This window comes from Cognatiluteimonas telluris (assembly GCF_011320095.1).
Taxonomy (GTDB): Bacteria; Pseudomonadota; Gammaproteobacteria; order Xanthomonadales; family Xanthomonadaceae; genus Cognatiluteimonas; species Cognatiluteimonas telluris.
This window is the reverse complement of sequence record NZ_JAANOY010000004.1, coordinates 1-18,662: the sequence shown is the minus strand read 5'-3', so window position 1 is coordinate 18,662 and position 18,662 is coordinate 1. Positions and strand designations below refer to the sequence as shown.

The 18,662-nt window shown below is 69.3% G+C and carries 17 protein-coding genes; 8 read left to right on the top strand and 9 right to left on the bottom strand.

Annotated elements, in window-relative coordinates; translation table 11 throughout:
• Positions 1-32 precede the first annotated feature (32 nt).
• Positions 33-794 carry an endonuclease/exonuclease/phosphatase family protein gene (locus G7B67_RS04175; RefSeq protein ID WP_166208317.1) on the bottom strand — a complete coding sequence of 254 codons (762 nt, stop codon included), beginning with the start codon at positions 792-794 and terminating at the stop codon, positions 33-35.
• A 271-nt stretch (positions 795-1,065) separates the two neighbouring features.
• Here G7B67_RS04175 and G7B67_RS04170 point away from each other — a divergent pair, with 271 nt between their 5' ends.
• Positions 1,066-1,434 (top strand): DUF6164 family protein, encoded by a 369-nt coding sequence (locus G7B67_RS04170; protein ID WP_166208315.1) that lies wholly within the window; start codon positions 1,066-1,068, stop codon positions 1,432-1,434.
• Positions 1,435-1,590: 156 nt separating this feature from the next.
• Here the strand turns inward: G7B67_RS04170 and G7B67_RS04165 are convergent, their stop codons facing one another.
• Together G7B67_RS04165 and G7B67_RS04160 are read right to left on the bottom strand one after the other, a co-directional pair.
• Positions 1,591-1,950, bottom strand: coding sequence for a YkgJ family cysteine cluster protein (locus tag G7B67_RS04165; protein ID WP_166208312.1), 360 nt, complete (start codon positions 1,948-1,950; stop codon positions 1,591-1,593).
• A gap of 180 nt (positions 1,951-2,130) precedes the next feature.
• Entirely contained in the window at positions 2,131-3,480 is a 1,350-nt protein-coding gene (locus tag G7B67_RS04160) for a coiled-coil domain-containing protein (RefSeq protein WP_166208309.1), read from the bottom strand.
• A 274-nt stretch (positions 3,481-3,754) separates the two neighbouring features.
• Here G7B67_RS04160 and G7B67_RS04155 point away from each other — a divergent pair, with 274 nt between their 5' ends.
• The 5 genes from G7B67_RS04155 (at position 3,755) to G7B67_RS04135 (ending at position 8,286) form a co-directional block, all read left to right on the top strand.
• On the top strand, positions 3,755-5,014 hold the full coding sequence (locus G7B67_RS04155) for an MFS transporter (protein WP_166208306.1): 1,260 nt from the start codon (positions 3,755-3,757) through the stop codon (positions 5,012-5,014).
• A 27-nt stretch (positions 5,015-5,041) separates the two neighbouring features.
• A complete protein-coding gene (locus G7B67_RS04150) occupies positions 5,042-5,875 on the top strand; it encodes a class I SAM-dependent methyltransferase (RefSeq protein ID WP_166208303.1) in 834 nt (277 codons plus the stop codon).
• A 91-nt stretch (positions 5,876-5,966) separates the two neighbouring features.
• Positions 5,967-6,572: an alpha-ketoglutarate-dependent dioxygenase AlkB family protein gene (locus tag G7B67_RS04145; RefSeq protein WP_166208300.1), complete on the top strand. Its 606-nt coding sequence runs from the start codon at positions 5,967-5,969 to the stop codon at positions 6,570-6,572.
• An 81-nt stretch (positions 6,573-6,653) separates the two neighbouring features.
• Positions 6,654-7,415, top strand: coding sequence for a dimethylarginine dimethylaminohydrolase family protein (locus G7B67_RS04140; RefSeq protein WP_166208297.1), 762 nt, complete (start codon positions 6,654-6,656; stop codon positions 7,413-7,415).
• Positions 7,416-7,548: 133 nt separating this feature from the next.
• Positions 7,549-8,286: a sulfurtransferase gene (locus G7B67_RS04135; protein ID WP_166208294.1), complete on the top strand. Its 738-nt coding sequence runs from the start codon at positions 7,549-7,551 to the stop codon at positions 8,284-8,286.
• Here the strand turns inward: G7B67_RS04135 and G7B67_RS04130 are convergent.
• The 6 genes from G7B67_RS04130 to dbpA all read right to left on the bottom strand — a co-directional run bounded on the left by G7B67_RS04130 (position 8,261) and on the right by dbpA (position 15,036).
• Positions 8,261-9,493: a TIGR03862 family flavoprotein gene (locus tag G7B67_RS04130; RefSeq protein ID WP_166208749.1), complete on the bottom strand. Its 1,233-nt coding sequence runs from the start codon at positions 9,491-9,493 to the stop codon at positions 8,261-8,263. The genes G7B67_RS04135 and G7B67_RS04130 overlap by 26 nt on opposite strands.
• An 11-nt stretch (positions 9,494-9,504) precedes the next feature.
• On the bottom strand, positions 9,505-10,701 hold the full coding sequence (locus G7B67_RS04125; RefSeq protein ID WP_279303949.1) for a BaiN/RdsA family NAD(P)/FAD-dependent oxidoreductase: 1,197 nt from the start codon (positions 10,699-10,701) through the stop codon (positions 9,505-9,507).
• A gap of 4 nt (positions 10,702-10,705) precedes the next feature.
• On the bottom strand, positions 10,706-11,263 hold the full coding sequence (locus G7B67_RS04120; protein WP_166208291.1) for a YaeQ family protein: 558 nt from the start codon (positions 11,261-11,263) through the stop codon (positions 10,706-10,708).
• 2 nt (positions 11,264-11,265) lie between these two features.
• Positions 11,266-13,248 (bottom strand): DEAD/DEAH box helicase, encoded by a 1,983-nt coding sequence (locus G7B67_RS04115; protein WP_166208288.1) that lies wholly within the window; start codon positions 13,246-13,248, stop codon positions 11,266-11,268.
• A 169-nt stretch (positions 13,249-13,417) separates the two neighbouring features.
• Complete coding sequence (locus tag G7B67_RS04110; protein ID WP_166208285.1) at positions 13,418-13,573, bottom strand: hypothetical protein; 156 nt, start codon at positions 13,571-13,573, stop codon at positions 13,418-13,420.
• A gap of 71 nt (positions 13,574-13,644) precedes the next feature.
• A complete protein-coding gene (dbpA, locus tag G7B67_RS04105; RefSeq protein WP_166208282.1) occupies positions 13,645-15,036 on the bottom strand; it encodes an ATP-dependent RNA helicase DbpA in 1,392 nt (463 codons plus the stop codon).
• 57 nt (positions 15,037-15,093) lie between these two features.
• Here dbpA and G7B67_RS04100 point away from each other — a divergent pair, with 57 nt between their 5' ends.
• Both G7B67_RS04100 and G7B67_RS04095 read left to right on the top strand, forming a co-directional pair.
• Positions 15,094-16,656: a protein adenylyltransferase SelO gene (locus tag G7B67_RS04100; protein ID WP_166208279.1), complete on the top strand. Its 1,563-nt coding sequence runs from the start codon at positions 15,094-15,096 to the stop codon at positions 16,654-16,656.
• 328 nt (positions 16,657-16,984) lie between these two features.
• A partial coding sequence (locus G7B67_RS04095) for an ATP-binding cassette domain-containing protein (RefSeq protein ID WP_166208276.1) occupies positions 16,985-18,662 on the top strand: 1,678 nt, incomplete at its 3' end.

Sequence of the window (18,662 nt, the reverse complement as noted above, 5' to 3'; positions counted from 1 at the left end):
GTGTGTTTTTCGCCCGCAGGCACGCGCCCGCTTCATGTCGCGTTCGGTAGCGACGCATTCAGTTGCGCGAGCAACCCCGCGTGGTCGGACAACTTCGACCATGGCCTGCCCGAGAGGATGCGCGCGCAGTGGACCTGCAGGTTGCGCACATAGATACGATCCAGCGGCAGCATCGGCGCGCGCGACGGGAACGTGCGCGCGAGGCGGCCGTGCTCGCCCTCGAACGCTTCCTGCAACCCGCAGGCCAGCAGCAGGCCATGCGCCCGTCCGCGCCAGTCGTTGAAGTCGCCGCCAACCACCAGCGGTGCGGACGCCGGGATGGTGTCCTCGACGAGCCGGCACAGTCTGGCCGCCTGGAACCGGCGATGCGACTCGTGCAATCCAAAATGCACGTTGACCAGGTGCAGAGGCGCTGTGGTCCCCGGCAGGTCGATGGCGACGTGCATCAGGCCGCGGGGCTCGTGTCCGGCGACGGAGACTTCGTGGTTGGCCCAATGCGCGATCGGGAAGCGCGACAGCAGCGCGTTGCCCTGGTGGCCCTCGGCGAACACGGCATTGCGCGCGTAGGCGTTATGCGGCCATAGCGCCTGGGCGAGGTACTCCTGCTGCGCGAGCGAAGGCCAATCGCCATGGCGCCGCGCATGGCTGTCGTGCTGGCCCAGCACCTCCTGCAGCAGCACGATGTCGGCTCCCACGCCGCGAACGGCATCGCGCAGCGCAGGCAGCACGAAGCGTCGCCGCGACAGGTCGAAGCCGCCATTGATGTTGAGCGTCAGGAGGGTGAAGCGGGCCATGGACTCTCCTTCTCGACTGCATTCTCGCCAACAGCAGGTGAGGCCGCTGCGTGCATGGGCCGGCGTGGACATGCCCTCCGAACATGCTTTGGGAAGCTTCGAACATGCCCTTGGCAGGAGCGGCTTCAGCCGCGAGCCCTTTCGAAGGTCTGGAACGCAAACAGGGCCGGTGACGGCAGGCGCGCTGGCGTGCATGCGTAAAAAGCTCGCGGCTGAAGCCGCTCCTGCCGTGGGTTCGGAAGGCGCCCGGCTGCCGCGCTAGAATCGCCGCATGTCCAAGTTGCTGCTCAACCTGCGGATGGTGCTCGAGGATGAAGTCGAGGACGTGCGGGCGATGCTCGGCACGCACGGCATCGAGTTCTATGAGACGCATCCTTTGCGCTGGGGGATTTCCTACGGTGGCATCTGGGTGACCCACGACCGGGATCTCGCGCGCGCCAAGGCGCTGATGGCGGACTACCAGGTGCAGCGGCGCGAGCGCGCGCGTGCCGAACGCGCCACGGCCGTGCAGGAGGGCAGCGCCGAGACGTTTGCATCGACGCTGCGCCGCGAACCTGCGCGCGTGGTGTTGACCCTGTTGGCCATCCTGGCGCTGCTGGGGCTCGTCGCACTGGTGCCGCTGCTGTTGATGCATCACTAGCGCTTCGCGCCAGGCCATCCGCCGCGGGAACGTGGTCGCCGATGACGAGATCGAGGTCGCGGTGGCGACGGTCCCGGGCGCGCTGCGCTTGACCGGGCTACGGGGCGTAGCCCTGGGGCGCTTTCGAAAAGAAGGATGATCGCGGATCGATCATGCTCAGCCGACAACCGTCAGCGGAATGCCGAGAGCCACGAGCTCCCGGTATGCCGAGCGCTCACTGCGGCAGTGCTCGCTTCCCATCGCGAACTTGCGGCAGATGGCAGGCCGCTGGTCGTAGATGCTGCAGTGCATGTGCCGATGGTCGACGGCCACGCACCAGCCTTCCTCGTCGCGCGCCATGACTTCAAGTCCTTTCGCGGTGCGCTCAACCAGGTGCCGGGGCACGATGTCGTCGGGCATCACCACGACCGTGAGGCGGCAGCACACGGCATCGCAACCCTGGCAGGACACGCCGGGATCGATGTTGACGGCGCTGTCGTCGGTATCGTCCGTGTCGTGGCTGTAGTCCGCGCTCATGGCTGGCCGATCGCTGTCGAAGCGGCGGCGGGGAGGACGAACGAGGGGTGTGGGATGGACAAGCTTGCGGGCTGCCGTCGGTTGTCGAGCGGGCGGAGGAGGGCGCGGCTCGCGCTGCGACTGCCGGATAAAGAAATGGCGCGCGGGTGTGGTCCGCGCGCCATTGTAACGAGTTAGCGATCAGCCCAACGGCTGTAGGTTCAGGATCACGGCCAGGACCGCCTGCAGGATGTTGGCGCTGTCGTAGTTGTCGTCATAGCGGCCGTACCGGTCACGGCGGTAGTAGCCGTCCTCGTAGCCGCGCTGGAAGCCCTGGCGAAAATAGTAGTTGTATTCCGGCTGGCTCACGTAATAGCCAGCGTAGCCGTAGTTCGCATCCTGGTAGGCGTACGAACTACGGTAATCGCCGTGCCAGCGGTCCATGCGATCGGCACGGCCCGCGCGCAGGCCTTCGCCATATCCGTAGTTGATCGCCTGGCGCAGCAGGTCGGCGCCGTAGCGGTTGGTCTGGTACCAGTTGCCGCCCCACGAGTAGCGATAGCTGGCCGGGGTGTAGAAGTACGGATCGTTGGCGTAGTTCCAGCGCCGGGATTCCATCCGCGCGCGTTGTTCACGCAGGCGCTGGTCGTACCGCTGCTGGTAGCGGTACTGGGCCAGGCGGTGTTCGCGCTGCAGGCGCGCGGCGTGCTGGCGTTCCAGTGCCTGGCGCGCTTCGAAGCGACGGTGGTACTCCTGGGCCTGCTGGCGCTGGCGTTCGACCAGTCGCTGCTGCTCCTGTTGGCTCAGCCGCTGCTGCCGGGCGCGGTCGAGATCGCGCTGGCGATCCTGCTCGCGGTAGATCCGGTCGCGCACGGCGTCGACCTTGCGCGGTTCGGAGACCCGCGTGCCAGGCAGGCGCACGGCATCGGCATGATGGATCTGCGCGGCATGCCGCTCGGCAGGCGCGTGCACCGCATCGCGCTCACGTTCGGCGCGCTCGCGTTGCGTGTCTGCACGGGCCCGCTCGGCCGTGGCGCGTGCGCTGGTGGCGCGTGCGGCGGCCGCACGCTGCTGCGCCGCTGCACGCTGGCTGTCCGCACGTCGTGCAGCGTCGCGGGCGCGTGCCTGCTCGGTGATGGCTCGGGCACGCTCGGCCTGTGAGCGGCGCACCTGCGCCTGTCGCTGGCTGGCCTCAGCGCGTGCGCGTTCGGCCCGCGCCTGAGCGGCCTGGGCACGCTCATGGGCCTGGCGCTGGTTGGCTAGCGCACGCTCGGCCCGGGCCTGCGCCGCGTGCTCGCGTGCCTGCGATTGCTCGGCGCGCTCGCGATCAGCGCGCGCCTGTGCCTGTTCGCGCTGACGGGTCGCGGCCTGCTGGCGTGCCTTGCGCGCGTCCCCGCGCTCATCCTGCGCCGTGGACGCCGGGTGGGCCGCTGCATGGCCATGCGGATTGCCGGGGTTGTCGCGCGCCAGGGCGGGCGCACCCATGCCGAAAGCAAGTGCGGCGCCGATGGCGAGCGAGACCGCGGTGCGATGTGCGCTGGAAATATTCATGGCGTCCTCGTGGTCGCGGGCAGGCGATTCCTGCCTCGGGATGCACTACACGGCCGCGGGACTTAACGACATCTGAGTCCGGCCGGCCCCATTCATGTCCCGTATTGGCGGTCGAAGGCATCCGGCCATGCGGCGTGCGCCATGCCGGCGCCGGATGGCAGAATCGCCCGCTGGATGCGCGCGGGGAAGCGTTCAGCCCACGAACCACGGGGTGGCGAATGACAAGGGGAAGTCCAATCAATCCATTGCAGGCGCCGGTTTGAACGCGGATGGCATGGCGCCGGCCAACGCCACCGGCCGGGTGCTGTTCGCGAGCCTGATCGGAACCACGATCGAGTTCTTCGACTTCTACAGCTACGCCACCGCGGCGGTGCTGGTATTCCCGCAGCTGTTTTTCCCCGGCAGTGATCCGACTACCGCCATCCTGCAGTCGTTCGCGACTTTTGCGCTGGCGTTCGTCGCCCGTCCCGTGGGCTCGGCGCTGTTCGGGCACTTCGGCGACCGCGTCGGCCGCAAGGCGACGCTGGTCGCGGCGCTGCTGACGATGGGCGTGTCGACGGTGGTGATCGGCCTGCTGCCGGGCTACGCGAGCATCGGCGTCCCCGCGCCGGTGCTGCTGGCCTTGTGCCGGCTCGGCCAGGGCCTGGGCCTGGGCGGCGAGTGGGGCGGCGCCGTGCTGCTGGCCACCGAGAACGCGCCACCGGGAAAGCGCGCGTGGTTCGGGATGTTTCCGCAACTCGGCGCGCCCCTGGGGTTCTTCCTCGCCAACGGCACCTTCCTGCTCATGTCGGCGACGCTGGACGACCGCGCGTTCCTGTCGTGGGGCTGGCGCCTGCCGTTCATCGGCAGCGCGGTGCTGGTCGCCGTCGGGCTGTGGATCCGGCTGCGCATCAACGAAACCCCGGAATTCCAACGCGTGATCGATCGCGAGCAACGCGTCCGCCTGCCGATGCGGGAGGTCTTCGTGCGCCATCCACGCACGCTGCTCGCGGGCACTTTCGGATCGATCGCGACCTTCCTGGTGTTCTACCTGGTGTCGGTGTTCGCGATGAGCTGGGGTACGTCGCGACTGGGGTATTCGCGCGAGCAGTTCCTTTGGCTGGAAATGGCCGCGGTGGTGTGCTTTGCCGGGGCGATCCCGCTGTCGGCGGTGCTCGCCCGGCGCATCGGCAGCCGTGGCGCGATGCTGGTGGCGACGGTGGCGATCGGCGTTTACGGGCTGGTCTTCGCGCCGTTGTTCGTTTCCGCCAGTCCCGGCGAGGCGCTGGTCTTCCTCGCGATCGGGATGACGCTCACCGGGCTGACCTACGGCCCGATCGGGACGCTGCTGGCGCAGATGTTCCCGGCCGCCGTGCGCTACACCGGCTCGTCGCTGTGCTTCAACCTGTCGGGCATCCTCGGCGCCTCGGTCGCGCCGTACATCGCCACCTGGCTGGCGACGCGGCATGGCCTGCAATCGGTGGGCTATTACCTCTCGGCCGCGGCGCTGCTGACCTTGTTCGCATTGCTCACGGTCAAGCCGGAGCATGATTGACGCTTCGATACGACAGGACGCCATCCGATGAAGTCAGAGCGCAATCCGCAGGCCGAACAGATGGGCGACGAGTCGATGGCGCGCAACCTGGCGCACCAGGCGCAGGCGATCTGGCCGCAGGAGCAGGCCCTGTTCGACCGCTACCGGCTGTCCGGCGCGCTGCGCATCCTCGACCTGGGCTGCGGCACCGGCGAGATCACGCGCCGCCTCGCCGAGCGTTATCCGCAGGCCTCGCTGCTCGGCATCGACATCCTCGAAAACAACCTCGCACGCGCGCGTCGCGACAGCACGGCGTTCGGCGATCGCATCGCCTACGCGCAGGGCGACGCCTTCGCGCTCGATATCGCCGATGCCAGCCTCGACCTGGTGGTCTGCCGGCACATGTCGCAGGCGGTGCCGGACTTCGGCCTGGTACTGGCCGAGATCACCCGGGTACTCAAGCCTGGTGGGTGGCTGCACCTGCTGTCGGAGGATTACGGGATGCTGCAGTTCCCGGCGCTGCCGCGCGAGGACGGCTTCGACCCGGACCGCTTCTGGAACCGCGACGCGATCGGCTTCCTCGCCAGCATCGGCTGCGACGGCCGCATCGGCCGCCACTCGCCGACGCTGCTGCAGCAGGCCGGCTATTCCGGCATCGCGATCGACTACGTCATCGTCGACACGCTGCGGGTCGCGCGCGAAACCTTCGCCGGCATCATCGGCGCCTGGCGCGACGGCTACACCGAATCGCTGGCCACCGCCGGCGGACGCGAGGTTGACGTGGTGCGACGCGAATTCGACCACATGATCGACGCCATCCTGACCCCGCCGCAATACGCGGTCTGGCATGTGCCTGTCGTGTCGGGACGCAAGGCCGCCTGAACCGGTCAGCGTGCTGACACCGCGCTGAACGCGCCTGCCGGCGAGCGCGGCCATCGCAGGATCTGCGAAGCGCCAGCCCCACAGTGGCGGGATGTCGCAGAACGCCCTGTTCGCCGCCGAGCCACGCGTCCTGGCCGAGGATGCCGAGGGCGGGATCCGCTACCTGCCCGATGCGGTGGATGCCGCGTGCGCGTCGCGGTGGTTCGAGCAGATCCGCGACGCCGTCGGCTGGCATGCCCAGCGGCGGCCGATGTACGACCGCGTCGTCGACGTGCCGCGGCTGACCGGCGGCTTCGCGCTGGCAAGTCCATCGCTGCCGGACGCGCTGCGCGAGGCGGCATGCGCCGTGGGCGAGGCGACCGGCGTCGAATTCAACCACGTCGGCCTCAACTACTACCGCGACGGCCGCGACAGCGTCGCCCCGCACAACGACAAGCTGCACGGCATCGTCCCCGGCCATCCCATCGTCCTGCTTTCGCTGGGCGCCGCCCGACGGATGGACATCCGTGAGAAGCAGCCGTCGGTTGCCGGGGGCAAGCGTCGCGCGTGGCGCCTGGACCTGGAGCCGGGCAGCCTGTTGGTGATGAGCCATGCCTCGCAGCTGCATTTCGACCATGGCATTCCCAAGCTCGCCACGCCCGTGGGTCCGCGGATCAGCTGCGCGTTCCGGGTCAGGCCCGATCCGGGCCGCTGGTAGCGCGCGGCGACCGCGGCTCGGCTACGCTTGGCCGATGAAAACGCCCCCGACAACCCACTCCTCGTGGCTGGGCCAGGCACGATGATCGCCATCACCCGTGATGTCAGCCCGAGCCTGGCCGGTTGCGAACTCTCCTTCGTCTCGCGCGAACCCATCGATGTCGAGCGCGCGGTCGCCCAGCACGAGGCCTACCGGCACGCCCTTGCATCGCTCGGCTGCCGCGTCGTCGCGCTGCCGGCGCAGGCGCACATGCCCGACGCGGTCTTCGTCGAGGATGTCGCCATCGTATTGCCGGAGGTCGCGGTCATGACGCGCCCCGGAGCGGCGTCGCGGCGGGACGAAGGCGCGTCGGTCGCCGACGTGCTGCAGTCCTGGCGCCCGCTGCTGCGGATCGAGGCGCCCGGCACGCTCGACGGTGGCGACGTGCTGGTGGTCGGCGGCACGGTCTACGTCGGCCATGGCGCGCGCAGCAACAGCGATGGGATCGCACAGCTGCGTGCGTTGCTTGCGCGCTTTGGTTTCCAGGTCGTCGCGGTTCCGACGCGCGAGTGCCTGCACCTGAAATCCGCGGTCACGCAGGTGGCCGATGGCGTCCTGCTGGTGCAGCCGGCGTGGGTCGACGCGGGTTTCTTCGCCGGCTACCGCCTGATCGAAGTCGACCCGGAGGAGGCGCATGCCGCCAACGCGTTGCGCATCGGCGGCAGCGTGATCCACCCGGCCTGCTTCCCGCGCACGCGGCGACGGCTCGAGGATGCCGGCATCGACGTCGTGCCGGTCGACATCTCGGAACTGCAGAAAGCCGAAGGCGCGGTGACCTGCTGCAGCCTGGTCTTCGATTCCTGACGCATCGGAAGCCGGATCCGTTTTTTCGTAGGAGCGGGGCTTCAGCCGCGAGGTCTTCGCCTGGAATGGTGCTGGCAAGCGCTCGAAGAGCTCGCGGCTGAAGCCGCTCCTACCGGACGCTAAAATGGTGCGCATGCTGCTCAATCTCGCTGCCTACCATTTCGTCCGCATCGATGAGCCGGCTGCGCTGGCCGAGACGTTGCACGGACGAGCCGCTGCGCTGGGCCTGCGCGGCACGATCCTGGTGGCCGGCGAGGGGATCAACCTGTTCCTGGCCGGCGACGAGCCGCAGGTGCGGAGCTTCCTCGACACGCTGCGCGCCGACCCCCGATTGGGTTCCATCCGGGTGAAGGAAAGCTGGAGCCGTGCGCAGCCGTTCGCGCGGCTCAAGGCCAAGGTCAAGCCGGAAATCATCGCCTTCCGCCGCGATGGCGCCTCGCCGCTGGATGCCCGCGCACCGACGGTGGCGCCAAGGACGCTCGCGCGCTGGATCGAACGCGGCGCCGACGACAACGGCCGCCAGCTGGTGCTGCTGGACACGCGCAATCGCGAGGAAGTCGCCCACGGCACGTTCGCTGGGGCGCTGGCGCTGCCGATCGACAACTTCACCGAGTTGCCCGAGGCACTCGCCCCACATCGCGAGGCCTTGCGCGATGCCACCGTGGTCAGTTTCTGCACCGGTGGCATCCGTTGCGAGAAGGCCGCGTTGTGGCTGCAGGGCGACGGCATGGACAACGTCCTGCAGCTGGACGGCGGCATCCTTGGCTACTTCGAGCAGGTCGGCGGTGCCGGTTACGAAGGGCGCTGCTTCGTCTTCGACGAGCGCGTCGCGCTGGATCCCGCGCTCATGCCGCTGGTGGATGCGCCCTGAGCCAGTCGATAGCGCCCAGGCCGGCGATGCGGCCGCTGGCGAAACACGCGGTCAGCAGGTAGCCGCCGGTCGGCGCTTCCCAGTCCAGCATCTCGCCAGCGCAGAACACGCCGGGCATCGCGGACAACATCAGCGATGGCGTCATCGCTTCCAGGCGCACGCCACCCGCGCTGCTGATCGCTTCGGCCACCGGTCGTGGGCGCAGCAGGCGCAGCGGCAGGCGCTTGATGATGGACGCCAGTCGCGCGACGTCGTCGCCGGCATCGCGGCCGAGGATTTCGTACACCAGCGCAGCCTTGACGCCGGTGATGCCGGCCTGCCGACGCAGATGCTCACTGAGCGAACGACCCGCGCGCGCTTTGTCCAGGGCGGCTTCGAGCCGCTGCAGGTCGCGGCCTGGCGCGAGGTCGAGGTGGAGCAGGGCGCTGCCGTCTTCGCCGATCGCATCGCGCAGCTGCGCCGATAGCGCGTAGAAGAGACTGCCTTCGATGCCCGTTGCGGTGACGACGCATTCGCCTTGCAGCGATTGCTCGCGCCCGTCCGCATCGCGCCAGTGCGCAACCACCGGTTTCAACGGCGCACCGGCGTGACGCGCGGCGAAATGCGGGCTCCAACCGATATCGAAGCCGCAGTTGGACGGCCGCAGCGACGCGATGTCGACGCCATGCGCGCCCAGCATCGGTACCCACGCGCCGTCGGATCCCAGCTGCGGCCAGCTGCCACCGCCGAGCGCCAGGACGACGGCATCGGCGGCGGCGCGCGTGTCGCCGGCAGGGGTTTCGAAGCGCAACGCGTGTCCGTCCCAGCCGAGCCAGCGATGCTGCACATGGAAGCGCACGCCGGCATCGCGCAGGCGTCGCACCCAGCCGCGCAGCAACGGCGCCGCCTTGCGATCCATCGGGAACACGCGGCCCGAGCTGCCGACGTAGGTCTCGACCCCCAGCTCCCGCGCCCATCCGCGCAGCGCATCGCCGTCGAATCCATCCAGCCAGCGCGCGACCCGTGCCTGGCGCGCGCCGTAGCGCGCATCGAATGCGGGGCGTGCTTCGGAATGGGTGAGGTTGAGCCCACCCTTGCCGGCGATGAGGAACTTGCGTCCGACCGAGCCCTTGGCCTCGAACAGATCGACCTCGAAGCCCGCGGCGCGCACGGTCTCGGCCGCCATCAACCCGGCGGGGCCGCCGCCGATGACCGCGACCCGCGGCATGGGCGCGTCGCTCACAGCGCCATCCCTGCCGCATGCCCCGACGCCCACGCCCACTGGAAGTTGTAGCCGCCCAGCCAGCCGGTGACATCGACGACCTCGCCGATGAAAAACAATCCCGGCAGCAGCCGCGATTGCATCGTCGTCGACGACAGCTGGTCGGTATCGACACCGCCCAGCGTGACTTCGGCGGTGCGGTAGCCCTCGGTGCCGCTGGCGACCAGCGGCCAGTCGGACAGCTGCACGGCGATCCCGCGCAGCTGGGGGCCGGTGAACTGCTTCATCGGCCGGTTCGCCAGCCAGTGTTCGCACAGGCGTTGCGCGAAGCGCTTGGGCAGCAGTTCGCCGAGCACGGTCTTGAGTTCCGCCGCAGGCCGCTCGGCCTGCAGTTGCTGCAAGGTCTCCAGCGCATCGCGTCCCGGCAGCAGGTCCAGCCGCAGGTCGTCGCCCGGTTGCCAGTAGGAAGACACCTGCAGGATCGCCGGGCCGCTGACGCCGCGGTGCGTGAGCAGCATGAAGTTGTCGAACGCCGCGCCGTTGCAACGCGCCTGCACCGGCAGCGCCACGCCGCTCAGGTCCGCCAGCCGCTCCTGGTGCTTGCCGCTGAGCGTGAGCGGCACCAGCCCGGCGCGCGTCGGCAGCACGGCGTGGTCGAACTGGCGCGCCAGCGCATACCCGAATCCGCTCGCGCCCATGCTCGGGATCGACAGCCCGCCGCTGGCCACCACCAGCGCCGCTGCGCTGAAGAGGCCGCGCGTGGTGTGCAGGTGGAAACCACCCGTGCCGTGCTGCACGCGCTCGACGCTGCAGCTGGTTTCGATCCGCACGCCCGCGCGCGCGCACTCCTCGAGCAGCATCGCCACGATCTGCTTCGAGGACTCGTCGCAGAACTGCTGCCCGAGTTCCTTCTCGTGATACGCGATGCCGTGGCGCTCGACCATCGCAATGAAATCCCACGGCGTGTAGCGCGCCAACGCGGATTTGCAGAAGTGAGGGTTTGCGGAGAGGAAATTCGCAGGCGACGTGCCGGTATTGGTGAAATTGCAGCGCCCGCCGCCGGACATCAGGATCTTCTTGCCGACGCGGTTGGCGTGTTCCACCACCAGCACGCGGCGTCCGCGCTGGCCGGCGGTGAGCGCGCACATCAGCCCCGCCGCACCCCCGCCGATGACGATCGCATCGAAGGTCGTCCCCGCCGCCGCGCGGTCCACCGGCTCAGGACACCCGTTCGGCCGGCGCCATCCGCACGGTCTTCTCGACCGCGACGCTGCTGCCTTCGAAATACAGTTCGGCCTGGCCGTCCTGGATCATGCATTGCAGGCGCATGCCGCGATCGGCCAGCGCGGCCAGGGAGGCCACCGTGGCCGGTGCGATGTCGATCACCGTGAGGTTGCCGCAGCGCGACACCGCGGCGGATACCTTGTCCCACCACAGGTCGGCGGCGCGGCCGCTGTAATTGATGACGACGACCTGCTCCGCGCGCCCGCAGGCCTTGCGGATGCGCGAGTCGTCGGGCTGGCCGAGGTCGATCCACAGCTCGATCTCGCCACTGCGTGATTTCAGCCACAGGTCCGGCTCGTCGTCGCTGGACAACCCACGCCCGAATTCCAGGCGCTCGTCCGCAAACAGCGCGAACGCGAGCAGCCGCACCATCAGCCGCTCGTCGGTTTCCGACGGATGCCGCGCGAGCGTCAGTGCGTGCGTCGCGTAGTAGTGCCGGTCCATGTCGCTGACCTGCAACTCGGCGCGGAACACGGTGGCCTTGAGTGCCACGATCAGCTGCCCCGCGGCGGGCGCGGCTTGTCGCGCCTGGGAAAACCGGGCTTGGCGAAGGCAGACTTGCGCGGACCAGCGGCGTTGCTCTTGCCGGCGCCGGGTCGTGGTCCGCGCGCGACATGCGGAGGCTGGCCGCGGCCCCGCGAGGCATCGGCGTCGTCGGGTCCGGCGCGCTGGATCCGAAGCGGCTGGCCGGCGACGCGGACCTTCTTCAGCAGGTCCATGATTTCGCGCGGCATGCCTTCGGGCAGGTCGACGAGACTGTAGTCGTCGCGGATGTCGATGCGGCCGATGAAGCGGCTTTCCAGGTCCGCCTCGTTGGCGATCGCGCCGACGATGTTGCCCGGCTGCACGCCGTGGGCGTGGCCCACTTCGATCCGGAAAGTCTCCATGCCGACCTCGGGCGCCTCGCGGCGCGGGCGCGCGGCGGGCTTGTCGTCGGCAAACAACGATTCGCCCGCATTGCGATTGGCTGGCGGCGCGTGCGACGCAGGCGGGTGGGACGCGGGCGCGGGCGGCGTGAACTGGCGATCGGCGTGCCGGGCGGAGCCCGCTTCGGAATGCACGCGCGCATCGCGCGGCATGCGTCCGCGCGCGGTGCGCTCGCTCCCGGGTTGGGGCGCGCGCTCGTAGCGCGGCGGCTCCGGTGGCGCCTGCAGCAGCAACGGCGTCTTGCCCTGGACCATCTTCGCCAGTGCGGCGGCAATATCCACTGCCGGCACGTCGTGTTCGCGTTCGTAGCGCTCGACCAGTTCGCGGAATTCCGACAGGTCGCTGCTTTCCAGCGCCGCGCCGATCTTGCCGAGGAACTTGCCGACGCGCTTCTCGTTGACCGCATCGACGCTGGGCAGCTGCATCGGCTCGATCTTCTGCCGCGTCGCGCGCTCGATCGCACCCAGCATGCCGCGTTCGCGCGGGGCGACGAACAGGATCGCCTCGCCGCTGCGCCCGGCACGGCCGGTGCGGCCGATGCGGTGGACGTAGCTTTCGGTGTCGTAGGGGATGTCGTAATTCAGCACGTGGCTGATGCGGTCGACGTCCAGCCCGCGCGCGGCGACATCGGTCGCGACCAGGATGTCGATGCGGCCATCCTTGAGCGACTGCACCATCCGCTCGCGCTGCTTCTGCTCGACGTCGCCGTGGATCGCAGCCGCCGACATCCCGCGCGCGGCGAGTTTTTCCGCCAGTTCCTGCGCGCCGAGCTTGGTGCGCGAGAACACCAGCATGCCGTCGAAGGGCTCGGCTTCCAGGATCCGCGTCAGCGCGTCGAGCTTGTTGACGCCGCTGACCATCCAGTAGCGCTGGCGGATGTTGGTCGCGGTGGTGGTGCTGGACTTGATCGCGATCTCGACCGGATCGACCAGGTAGGTCTGCGCGATGCGACGGATCTGCGACGGCATGGTGGCCGAGAACAAGGCGACCTGGCGCGTGGACGGCACCTTCTTCAGCACCGTTTCGACGTCGTCGATGAAGCCCATGCGCAGCATTTCGTCGGCTTCGTCCAGCACCAGGCAGCGCAGCTGCGACAGGTCCAGCGAGCCGCGCTCGAGATGGTCGATGACGCGTCCTGGGGTGCCGACCACGACATGCACGCCGCGCTTGAGCGCGCTCAACTGCGGCCCGTAGCTCTGGCCACCGTAGATCGGCAGCACGTGGAAGCCGGGCAGGTGGCTGGCGTATTTCTGGAAGGCCTCGGCGACCTGGATTGCCAGCTCGCGGGTCGGCGCCAGCACCAGCGCCTGCGGCTTGTGCTGGGCCGGATCGATCCGCGCCAGGATCGGCAGCGCGAACGCGGCGGTCTTGCCGGTGCCGGTCTGTGCCTGGCCGAGCACGTCGCGGCCGGCCAGCAGCGGCGGGATGGTCGCGGCCTGGATCGGGGAGGGCGACTCGTAGCCGACATCGGCCAGCGCGCGCAGCAGCGGCTCGGGCAGGCCGAGGTCGGTGAATTTGATGGACGGGGACGGGGCAGCGTCGGCGCTCATGGCACTCTCATGGGCCGGGAATCCCGGACAAGGGGGAAGCGGGAAGTTTACGCGGCGCCGTGGCCGGGGCGGCTCACGGACGGGCGACGGGAGCGGCGCCGGGGGCGCCAGCCCGATGGATCGAAGGTGTGTTCCGAGGCGGCGCCGCCTCGCGGCTGGCCGGTGCGGCTTACGGCGTGTGGCTGGCGCCGGGGTCGCGGCCCGGCTCGGCTGGCGGGTTGGCGGCGTCCTTGGCGGACTGCTTCTTGGCCGCCTTCTCGTCCTGCTTCTTCTTCTTGGCGATCTCGCGCTGGCGCTTTTCGAACGAATAGTTGGGCTTCGCCATCGGCAATCTCCGGAAACAGTGGCGCCTAGTCTAGGGCAAGGGGCGTCGCGCCGCCGTTTGCGCCGCCTGGGCTAGATCCTGCGGACGCGGAAATTGCGGTTCTTGATCCGCCCCGCCTGCAGCCGCGCCAGCGCCTTGTCGACCTGGCTGCGGGCGATGGCGACGTAGCTGCGGGTGGCGAAGACGTCGATCTTGCCGATCGCGTCGGCCTTCAGCCCGGCGTCGCCGGTCAGCGCGCCGACGATGTCGCCCGGGCGCAGTTTGTCGGTGCGCCCGGCATCGATGCGCAGCGTCGCCATCGCCGCCGGTGGCGCCTGGCAGTTGCGCAGGTTGGCCAGCGTGGGTCGGCTCCAGCGCAGTGGCGCGCCCTGCTGCGCTTCGAGCTGCAGCGCGCGTGGCATCTCGCGCGGCGCCACCAGGCTCAGCGCCAGGCCGCCCTTGCCGGCGCGCCCGGTGCGGCCGATGCGATGCAGGTAGACGTCCGCATCGGTAGGCAACTCGTAATTGACGACGGCGGCGAGGTCCTCGATGTCCAGGCCGCGGGCGGCGACGTCGCTGGCGACCAGCACGTTGCAGCTGCGGTTGCCGAAGCGCACCAACACCTCGTCGCGGTCGCGCTGCTCCATGTCGCCGTGCAGCGCCGCGGCCGAGAAGCCGACGTGCGCGAGCGAGCCGGCGACCTCGTCGGCGTCGCGGCGCATGTTGCAGAAGACGACCGCCGATTCCGGGTTGTGTTCGAGCAGCAGGCCGGCGAGCGCCGCCGGTTTCTGCTCGGCGTCGACTTCGAAGAAGTGCTGCTCGATCGGCGCCTGGCCGGCGGCGCTCTCGACCGAGACTTCCAGAGGATCGCGCTGGTATTTGCGGCCGATCTCGCGGATCGCCTCGGGCCAGGTCGCGGAAAACAGCAGCGTCTGCCGGGCTTTCGGTGCCCGCGCGATGATCAGCCGGATCGCCTCGCCGAAGCCCATGTCGAGCATCCGATCGGCTTCGTCGAGCACCACGGTGCGCACCCCGCGCAGGTGGAGCGCCTGCTTCTCGATCAGTTCCTGCACCCGGCCCGGTGTACCGACCACGACATGCGGTTCGTGCGCCAGCGACGCCAGTTGCGGGCCCAGCGGCATGCCGCCGGTGAGCGTGAGCAGCTTCAGGTTGGCGATCCCGGTGGCGAGCTTGCGCAGGTGTTTGCTGACCTGGTCGGCGAGCTCGCGGGTCGGGCACAGCACCAGCGCCTGCAGTTGGGTCTGCGTGGGATCCAGCCGCTGCAGCAGGCCCAACCCGAAGGCGGCGGTCTTGCCGCTGCCGGTCGGGGCTTGGGCAATCACGTCGCGGCCCTCGATCAACGCGGGCAGGCTCATCGCCTGGATCGGCGTCATCCGCACGTGGCCCAGGGCGTCCAGGCCCTGGAACAGCGCCGGATCCAGTGGCAGGTCGGTGAATTCAGGTGGCGCGGCAGGCTCGGTCATCCCGCCATGATCGCACCTGCGTCGCCGCCTTCGCGCCGCGCGTGGTCCAATCCCCCAATGCTCCACTTCGACAACCGCTTCGTGGCCGAATTGCCGGCCGACCCCGAGACGGGCCCGCGACTGCGCCAGGTGCATGGCGCGCTGTGGTCGCAGGTCGATCCCGAGCCCGTGTCCGCGCCGCGGCTGGTGGCGCATTCGCGCGACATGGCGGCGGCGCTGGGATTCAGCGAAGCCGAGGTCGCGTCGCCGGAGTTCGCCGCGGTCTTCGCCGGCAATGCGCTGCTGCCTGGCATGCAGCCGTTCGCATCCAACTACGGTGGCCACCAGTTCGGTCATTGGGCGGGCCAGCTCGGCGACGGGCGTGCGATCACGCTGGGCGAAGCCATCGATGCTGGCGGCGCGCGCTGGGAACTGCAGCTCAAGGGCGCCGGGCCGACGCCGTATTCGCGCAGCGCGGACGGACGCGCGGTGCTGCGCTCGTCGGTGCGCGAGTTCCTGTGCAGCGAGGCGATGCACCATCTCGGCGTCCCCACCACGCGCGCCCTGAGCCTGGTCGTCACCGGTGAGGCGGTGGTGCGCGACATGTTCTACGACGGCCATCCGCGCGCCGAACCCGGCGCGGTGGTGTGCCGGGTGGCGCCGTCGTTCCTGCGCTTCGGGCATTTCGAACTGCCGGCTTCGCGCGGCGATGCGGCGCTGCTGCGGCAACTGGTCGACTTCTGCATCGCGCGCGATTACCCGCAGCTTGCGGCGCTGCCGGTGGCGGACGGACAACGCGATGCTGAATGGTTCGCGCAAGTGGCCGAGCGCACGGCGCGGATGGTGGCGCAGTGGATGCGGGTGGGCTTCGTCCACGGGGTGATGAACACCGACAACATGTCCATCCTCGGATTGACGATCGATTACGGCCCGTACGGCTGGATCGATGATTTCAATCCGGACTGGACGCCCAACACCACCGATGCCCACGGCAGGCGCTACCGTTTCGGCTGGCAGCCGAAGATCGCCTATTGGAACCTGACCCGGCTGGCGCATGCGCTGTCGCCGCTGTTCGCCGATCCGGCGCCTTTGCGCGACGGCCTGCAGCGGTTCAACGATGCCTTCGTCGCCGCCGATCGCGACAACGTCGCGCGCAAGCTCGGCCTGGCCGGATGCGGCGACGCGGACGTGGTGCTGATGCAGGACCTGCACGCGCTGTTGCACGAAGGCGAGGTGGACATGACGCTCTTCTTCCGCGCACTGGCGGGCATCGATATCGATGCGCCCTCGCTGGAGCCATTGGCCGACGCCTTCTACGACGCCGGCAAGCGCGAGGCCACGCGTGCCGGATTCGACGCATGGCTCGCGCGTTACGCCACGCGGCTACGCAGCGACGGAACCCCGCCGTCCGCACGTCGCGCGCGGATGGATGCCGCCAACCCCCGCTACGTGCTGCGCAACTACCTCGCGCAGCAGGCGATCGACCGCGCGGAGCAGGGCGACGACGCCGGCATCGTCGAACTGCTCGACGTCATGCGGCGGCCGTACGACGACCAGCCGGGCCGCGATGCCTTCGCCGCCAGGCGCCCGGACTGGGCACGCGAACGCGCCGGCTGCTCGATGTTGTCCTGCAGTTCCTGAGATTCCGATAGGAGCGGCTTCAGCCGCGAGCTCTTGCCGGAATCCAGAATCCCGAATCGTCGGAAAAGCTCGCGGCTAAAGCCGCTCCTACGAAAACCAATGGACCGGTGGCCAAAAAAAAGCCGGCTCATTTGCCGGCTTTCTTTTCCTTCTTGGCCGCCCGTTTTTCCTTGAGCGACTTTTCGGGTTTCTTCTTTTCGGTCTTCTTCTGGTCCATGCCCTTGCTCATGTCGCACTCCGCTTTGGTGGTGGCCTGACAGCAGGATGAGCCTACACCGGCGCGCGGGCGCCGGGAATGGGCGATCGCGGTGCCAGTTAAACTACGCACATGCCGATCCTTACCCTGCACGACGTCGACTACAGCGTCGGCGGCCCCCTGTTGCTCGACCACGTCGACCTGGTCATCGATCCCGGCGAGCGGATCGCCCTGATCGGGCGCAATGGCGCCGGCAAATCCACCCTGCTCAAGCTGCTGGCCGGGGAACTGAAGCCCGACGATGGCCAGTTCCGGATCGAAGGCGGCCGTCGCGTGGCGCGGCTGGAGCAGGAGGTCCCGGCCGATGCGCGCGGCGCGGTGTTCGACGTGGTCGCCGACGGCCTGGGCGAGCTGGGCGCGCAACTGGCGCAGTTCCACCACCTCAGCCATGCCGATCCGGTCGATACCCGCGCCCTGGCCCAGGTGCAGGCGAAGATCGAAGAAGCCGACGGCTGGTTGCTCGACCAGCGCGTGAACGAGGTGCTCGAACGCCTGGGGCTGGACGGTGAAGCCGCGTTCGCGCGCCTGTCCGGTGGCATGAAGCGCCGCGTGCTGCTGGCGCGCGCACTGGTCAGCGCGCCGGACCTGCTGCTGCTGGACGAGCCGACCAACCACCTGGACATCGCCGCGATCGACTGGCTGGAGGGCTTCCTCAAGAGCTGGCCCGGGGCGCTCGTCTTCGTCACCCACGACCGCCGCTTCCTGCGCGCGCTGGCCACGCGGATCGTCGAGATCGATCGCGGCCAGGTCACCAGCTGGCCCGGCGACTGGGCCAACTACCAGCGCCGGCGCGAGGAGCGGCTCAATGCCGAAGCGCAGGAGAACGCGCGCTTCGACAAGCTGCTGGCGCAGGAGGAGGTCTGGATCCGCCAGGGCATCAAGGCCCGCCGCACCCGCGACGAAGGCCGCGTGCGGCGGCTGGAATCGATGCGCAACGAGCGTGCGGCGCGGCGCGAACAGACCGGCAACGTGCGCATGGAAACCGCGCAGGGCGCCGCATCCGGCAAGAAGGTCATCGAAGCGCGGGACGTGTCCTTCGCCCATGGCGAGCAGCCGATCGTGCAAGATTTCAGCACCACCATCCTGCGCGGCGACCGCATCGGCCTGATCGGGCCCAACGGCAGCGGCAAGACCACGCTGCTGAAGCTGCTGCTGGGCGAGCTGGCCCCCGATTCGGGCGAAATCAGGAGCGGAACCCAGTTGCAGGTCGCCTACTTCGACCAGTACCGCGCGACGCTGCGCGAGGACTGGAACGCGATCGAGAACGTCGCCGAGGGGCGCGACTTCATCGAGATCGGCGGCCGCCGCAAGCACGTGCTCGGCTACCTGCAGGATTTCCTGTTCACGCCCGAACGCGCACGCGCGCCGATCACGCGGCTGTCGGGCGGCGAGCGCAACCGCCTGCTGCTGGCGCGATTGTTCGCGCAGCCGTCCAACCTGCTGGTGATGGACGAGCCCACCAACGACCTCGATGTCGAAACGCTGGAGCTGCTGGAGGAATTGCTGGGCGAGTACGCCGGCACGCTGCTGCTGGTCAGCCACGATCGCGACTTCCTCGACAACGTGGTGACGTCGACCCTGGCGATGCAGGACGGCGCGCCGGGCCGCGTCGGGGAATACGTCGGCGGCTACAGCGACTGGCTGCGGCAGCGTCCGCAGGGCAGGGCGGCTCCGCTGGCGGCCAGGGGCGGTGCGACCGCGCGGCCGGCACCGGCGTCGGGCGAGCCATCGCCGGCGGCGGCGCGCCGCA

What these genes read in the sequence shown, in the direction of transcription:
- G7B67_RS04145 (WP_166208300.1), top strand. Translation starts at nt 5,967, where the DNA reads ATGTCGCAGAACGCCCTGTTCGCCGCCGAGCCACGCGTCCTGGCCGAG.
- G7B67_RS04100 (WP_166208279.1), top strand. Translation starts at nt 15,094, where the DNA reads ATGCTCCACTTCGACAACCGCTTCGTGGCCGAATTGCCGGCCGACCCC.
- G7B67_RS04150 (WP_166208303.1), top strand. Translation starts at nt 5,042, where the DNA reads ATGAAGTCAGAGCGCAATCCGCAGGCCGAACAGATGGGCGACGAGTCG.
- G7B67_RS04165 (WP_166208312.1), bottom strand. Translation starts at nt 1,950, where the DNA reads ATGAGCGCGGACTACAGCCACGACACGGACGATACCGACGACAGCGCC.
- G7B67_RS04155 (WP_166208306.1), top strand. Translation starts at nt 3,755, where the DNA reads ATGGCGCCGGCCAACGCCACCGGCCGGGTGCTGTTCGCGAGCCTGATC.
- G7B67_RS04160 (WP_166208309.1), bottom strand. Translation starts at nt 3,480, where the DNA reads ATGAATATTTCCAGCGCACATCGCACCGCGGTCTCGCTCGCCATCGGC.
- G7B67_RS04135 (WP_166208294.1), top strand. Translation starts at nt 7,549, where the DNA reads ATGCTGCTCAATCTCGCTGCCTACCATTTCGTCCGCATCGATGAGCCG.
- G7B67_RS04110 (WP_166208285.1), bottom strand. Translation starts at nt 13,573, where the DNA reads ATGGCGAAGCCCAACTATTCGTTCGAAAAGCGCCAGCGCGAGATCGCC.
- G7B67_RS04130 (WP_166208749.1), bottom strand. Translation starts at nt 9,493, where the DNA reads ATGCCGCGGGTCGCGGTCATCGGCGGCGGCCCCGCCGGGTTGATGGCG.
- G7B67_RS04140 (WP_166208297.1), top strand. Translation starts at nt 6,654, where the DNA reads ATGATCGCCATCACCCGTGATGTCAGCCCGAGCCTGGCCGGTTGCGAA.
- G7B67_RS04115 (WP_166208288.1), bottom strand. Translation starts at nt 13,248, where the DNA reads ATGAGCGCCGACGCTGCCCCGTCCCCGTCCATCAAATTCACCGACCTC.
- G7B67_RS04175 (WP_166208317.1), bottom strand. Translation starts at nt 794, where the DNA reads ATGGCCCGCTTCACCCTCCTGACGCTCAACATCAATGGCGGCTTCGAC.
- G7B67_RS04170 (WP_166208315.1), top strand. Translation starts at nt 1,066, where the DNA reads ATGTCCAAGTTGCTGCTCAACCTGCGGATGGTGCTCGAGGATGAAGTC.
- dbpA (WP_166208282.1), bottom strand. Translation starts at nt 15,036, where the DNA reads ATGACCGAGCCTGCCGCGCCACCTGAATTCACCGACCTGCCACTGGAT.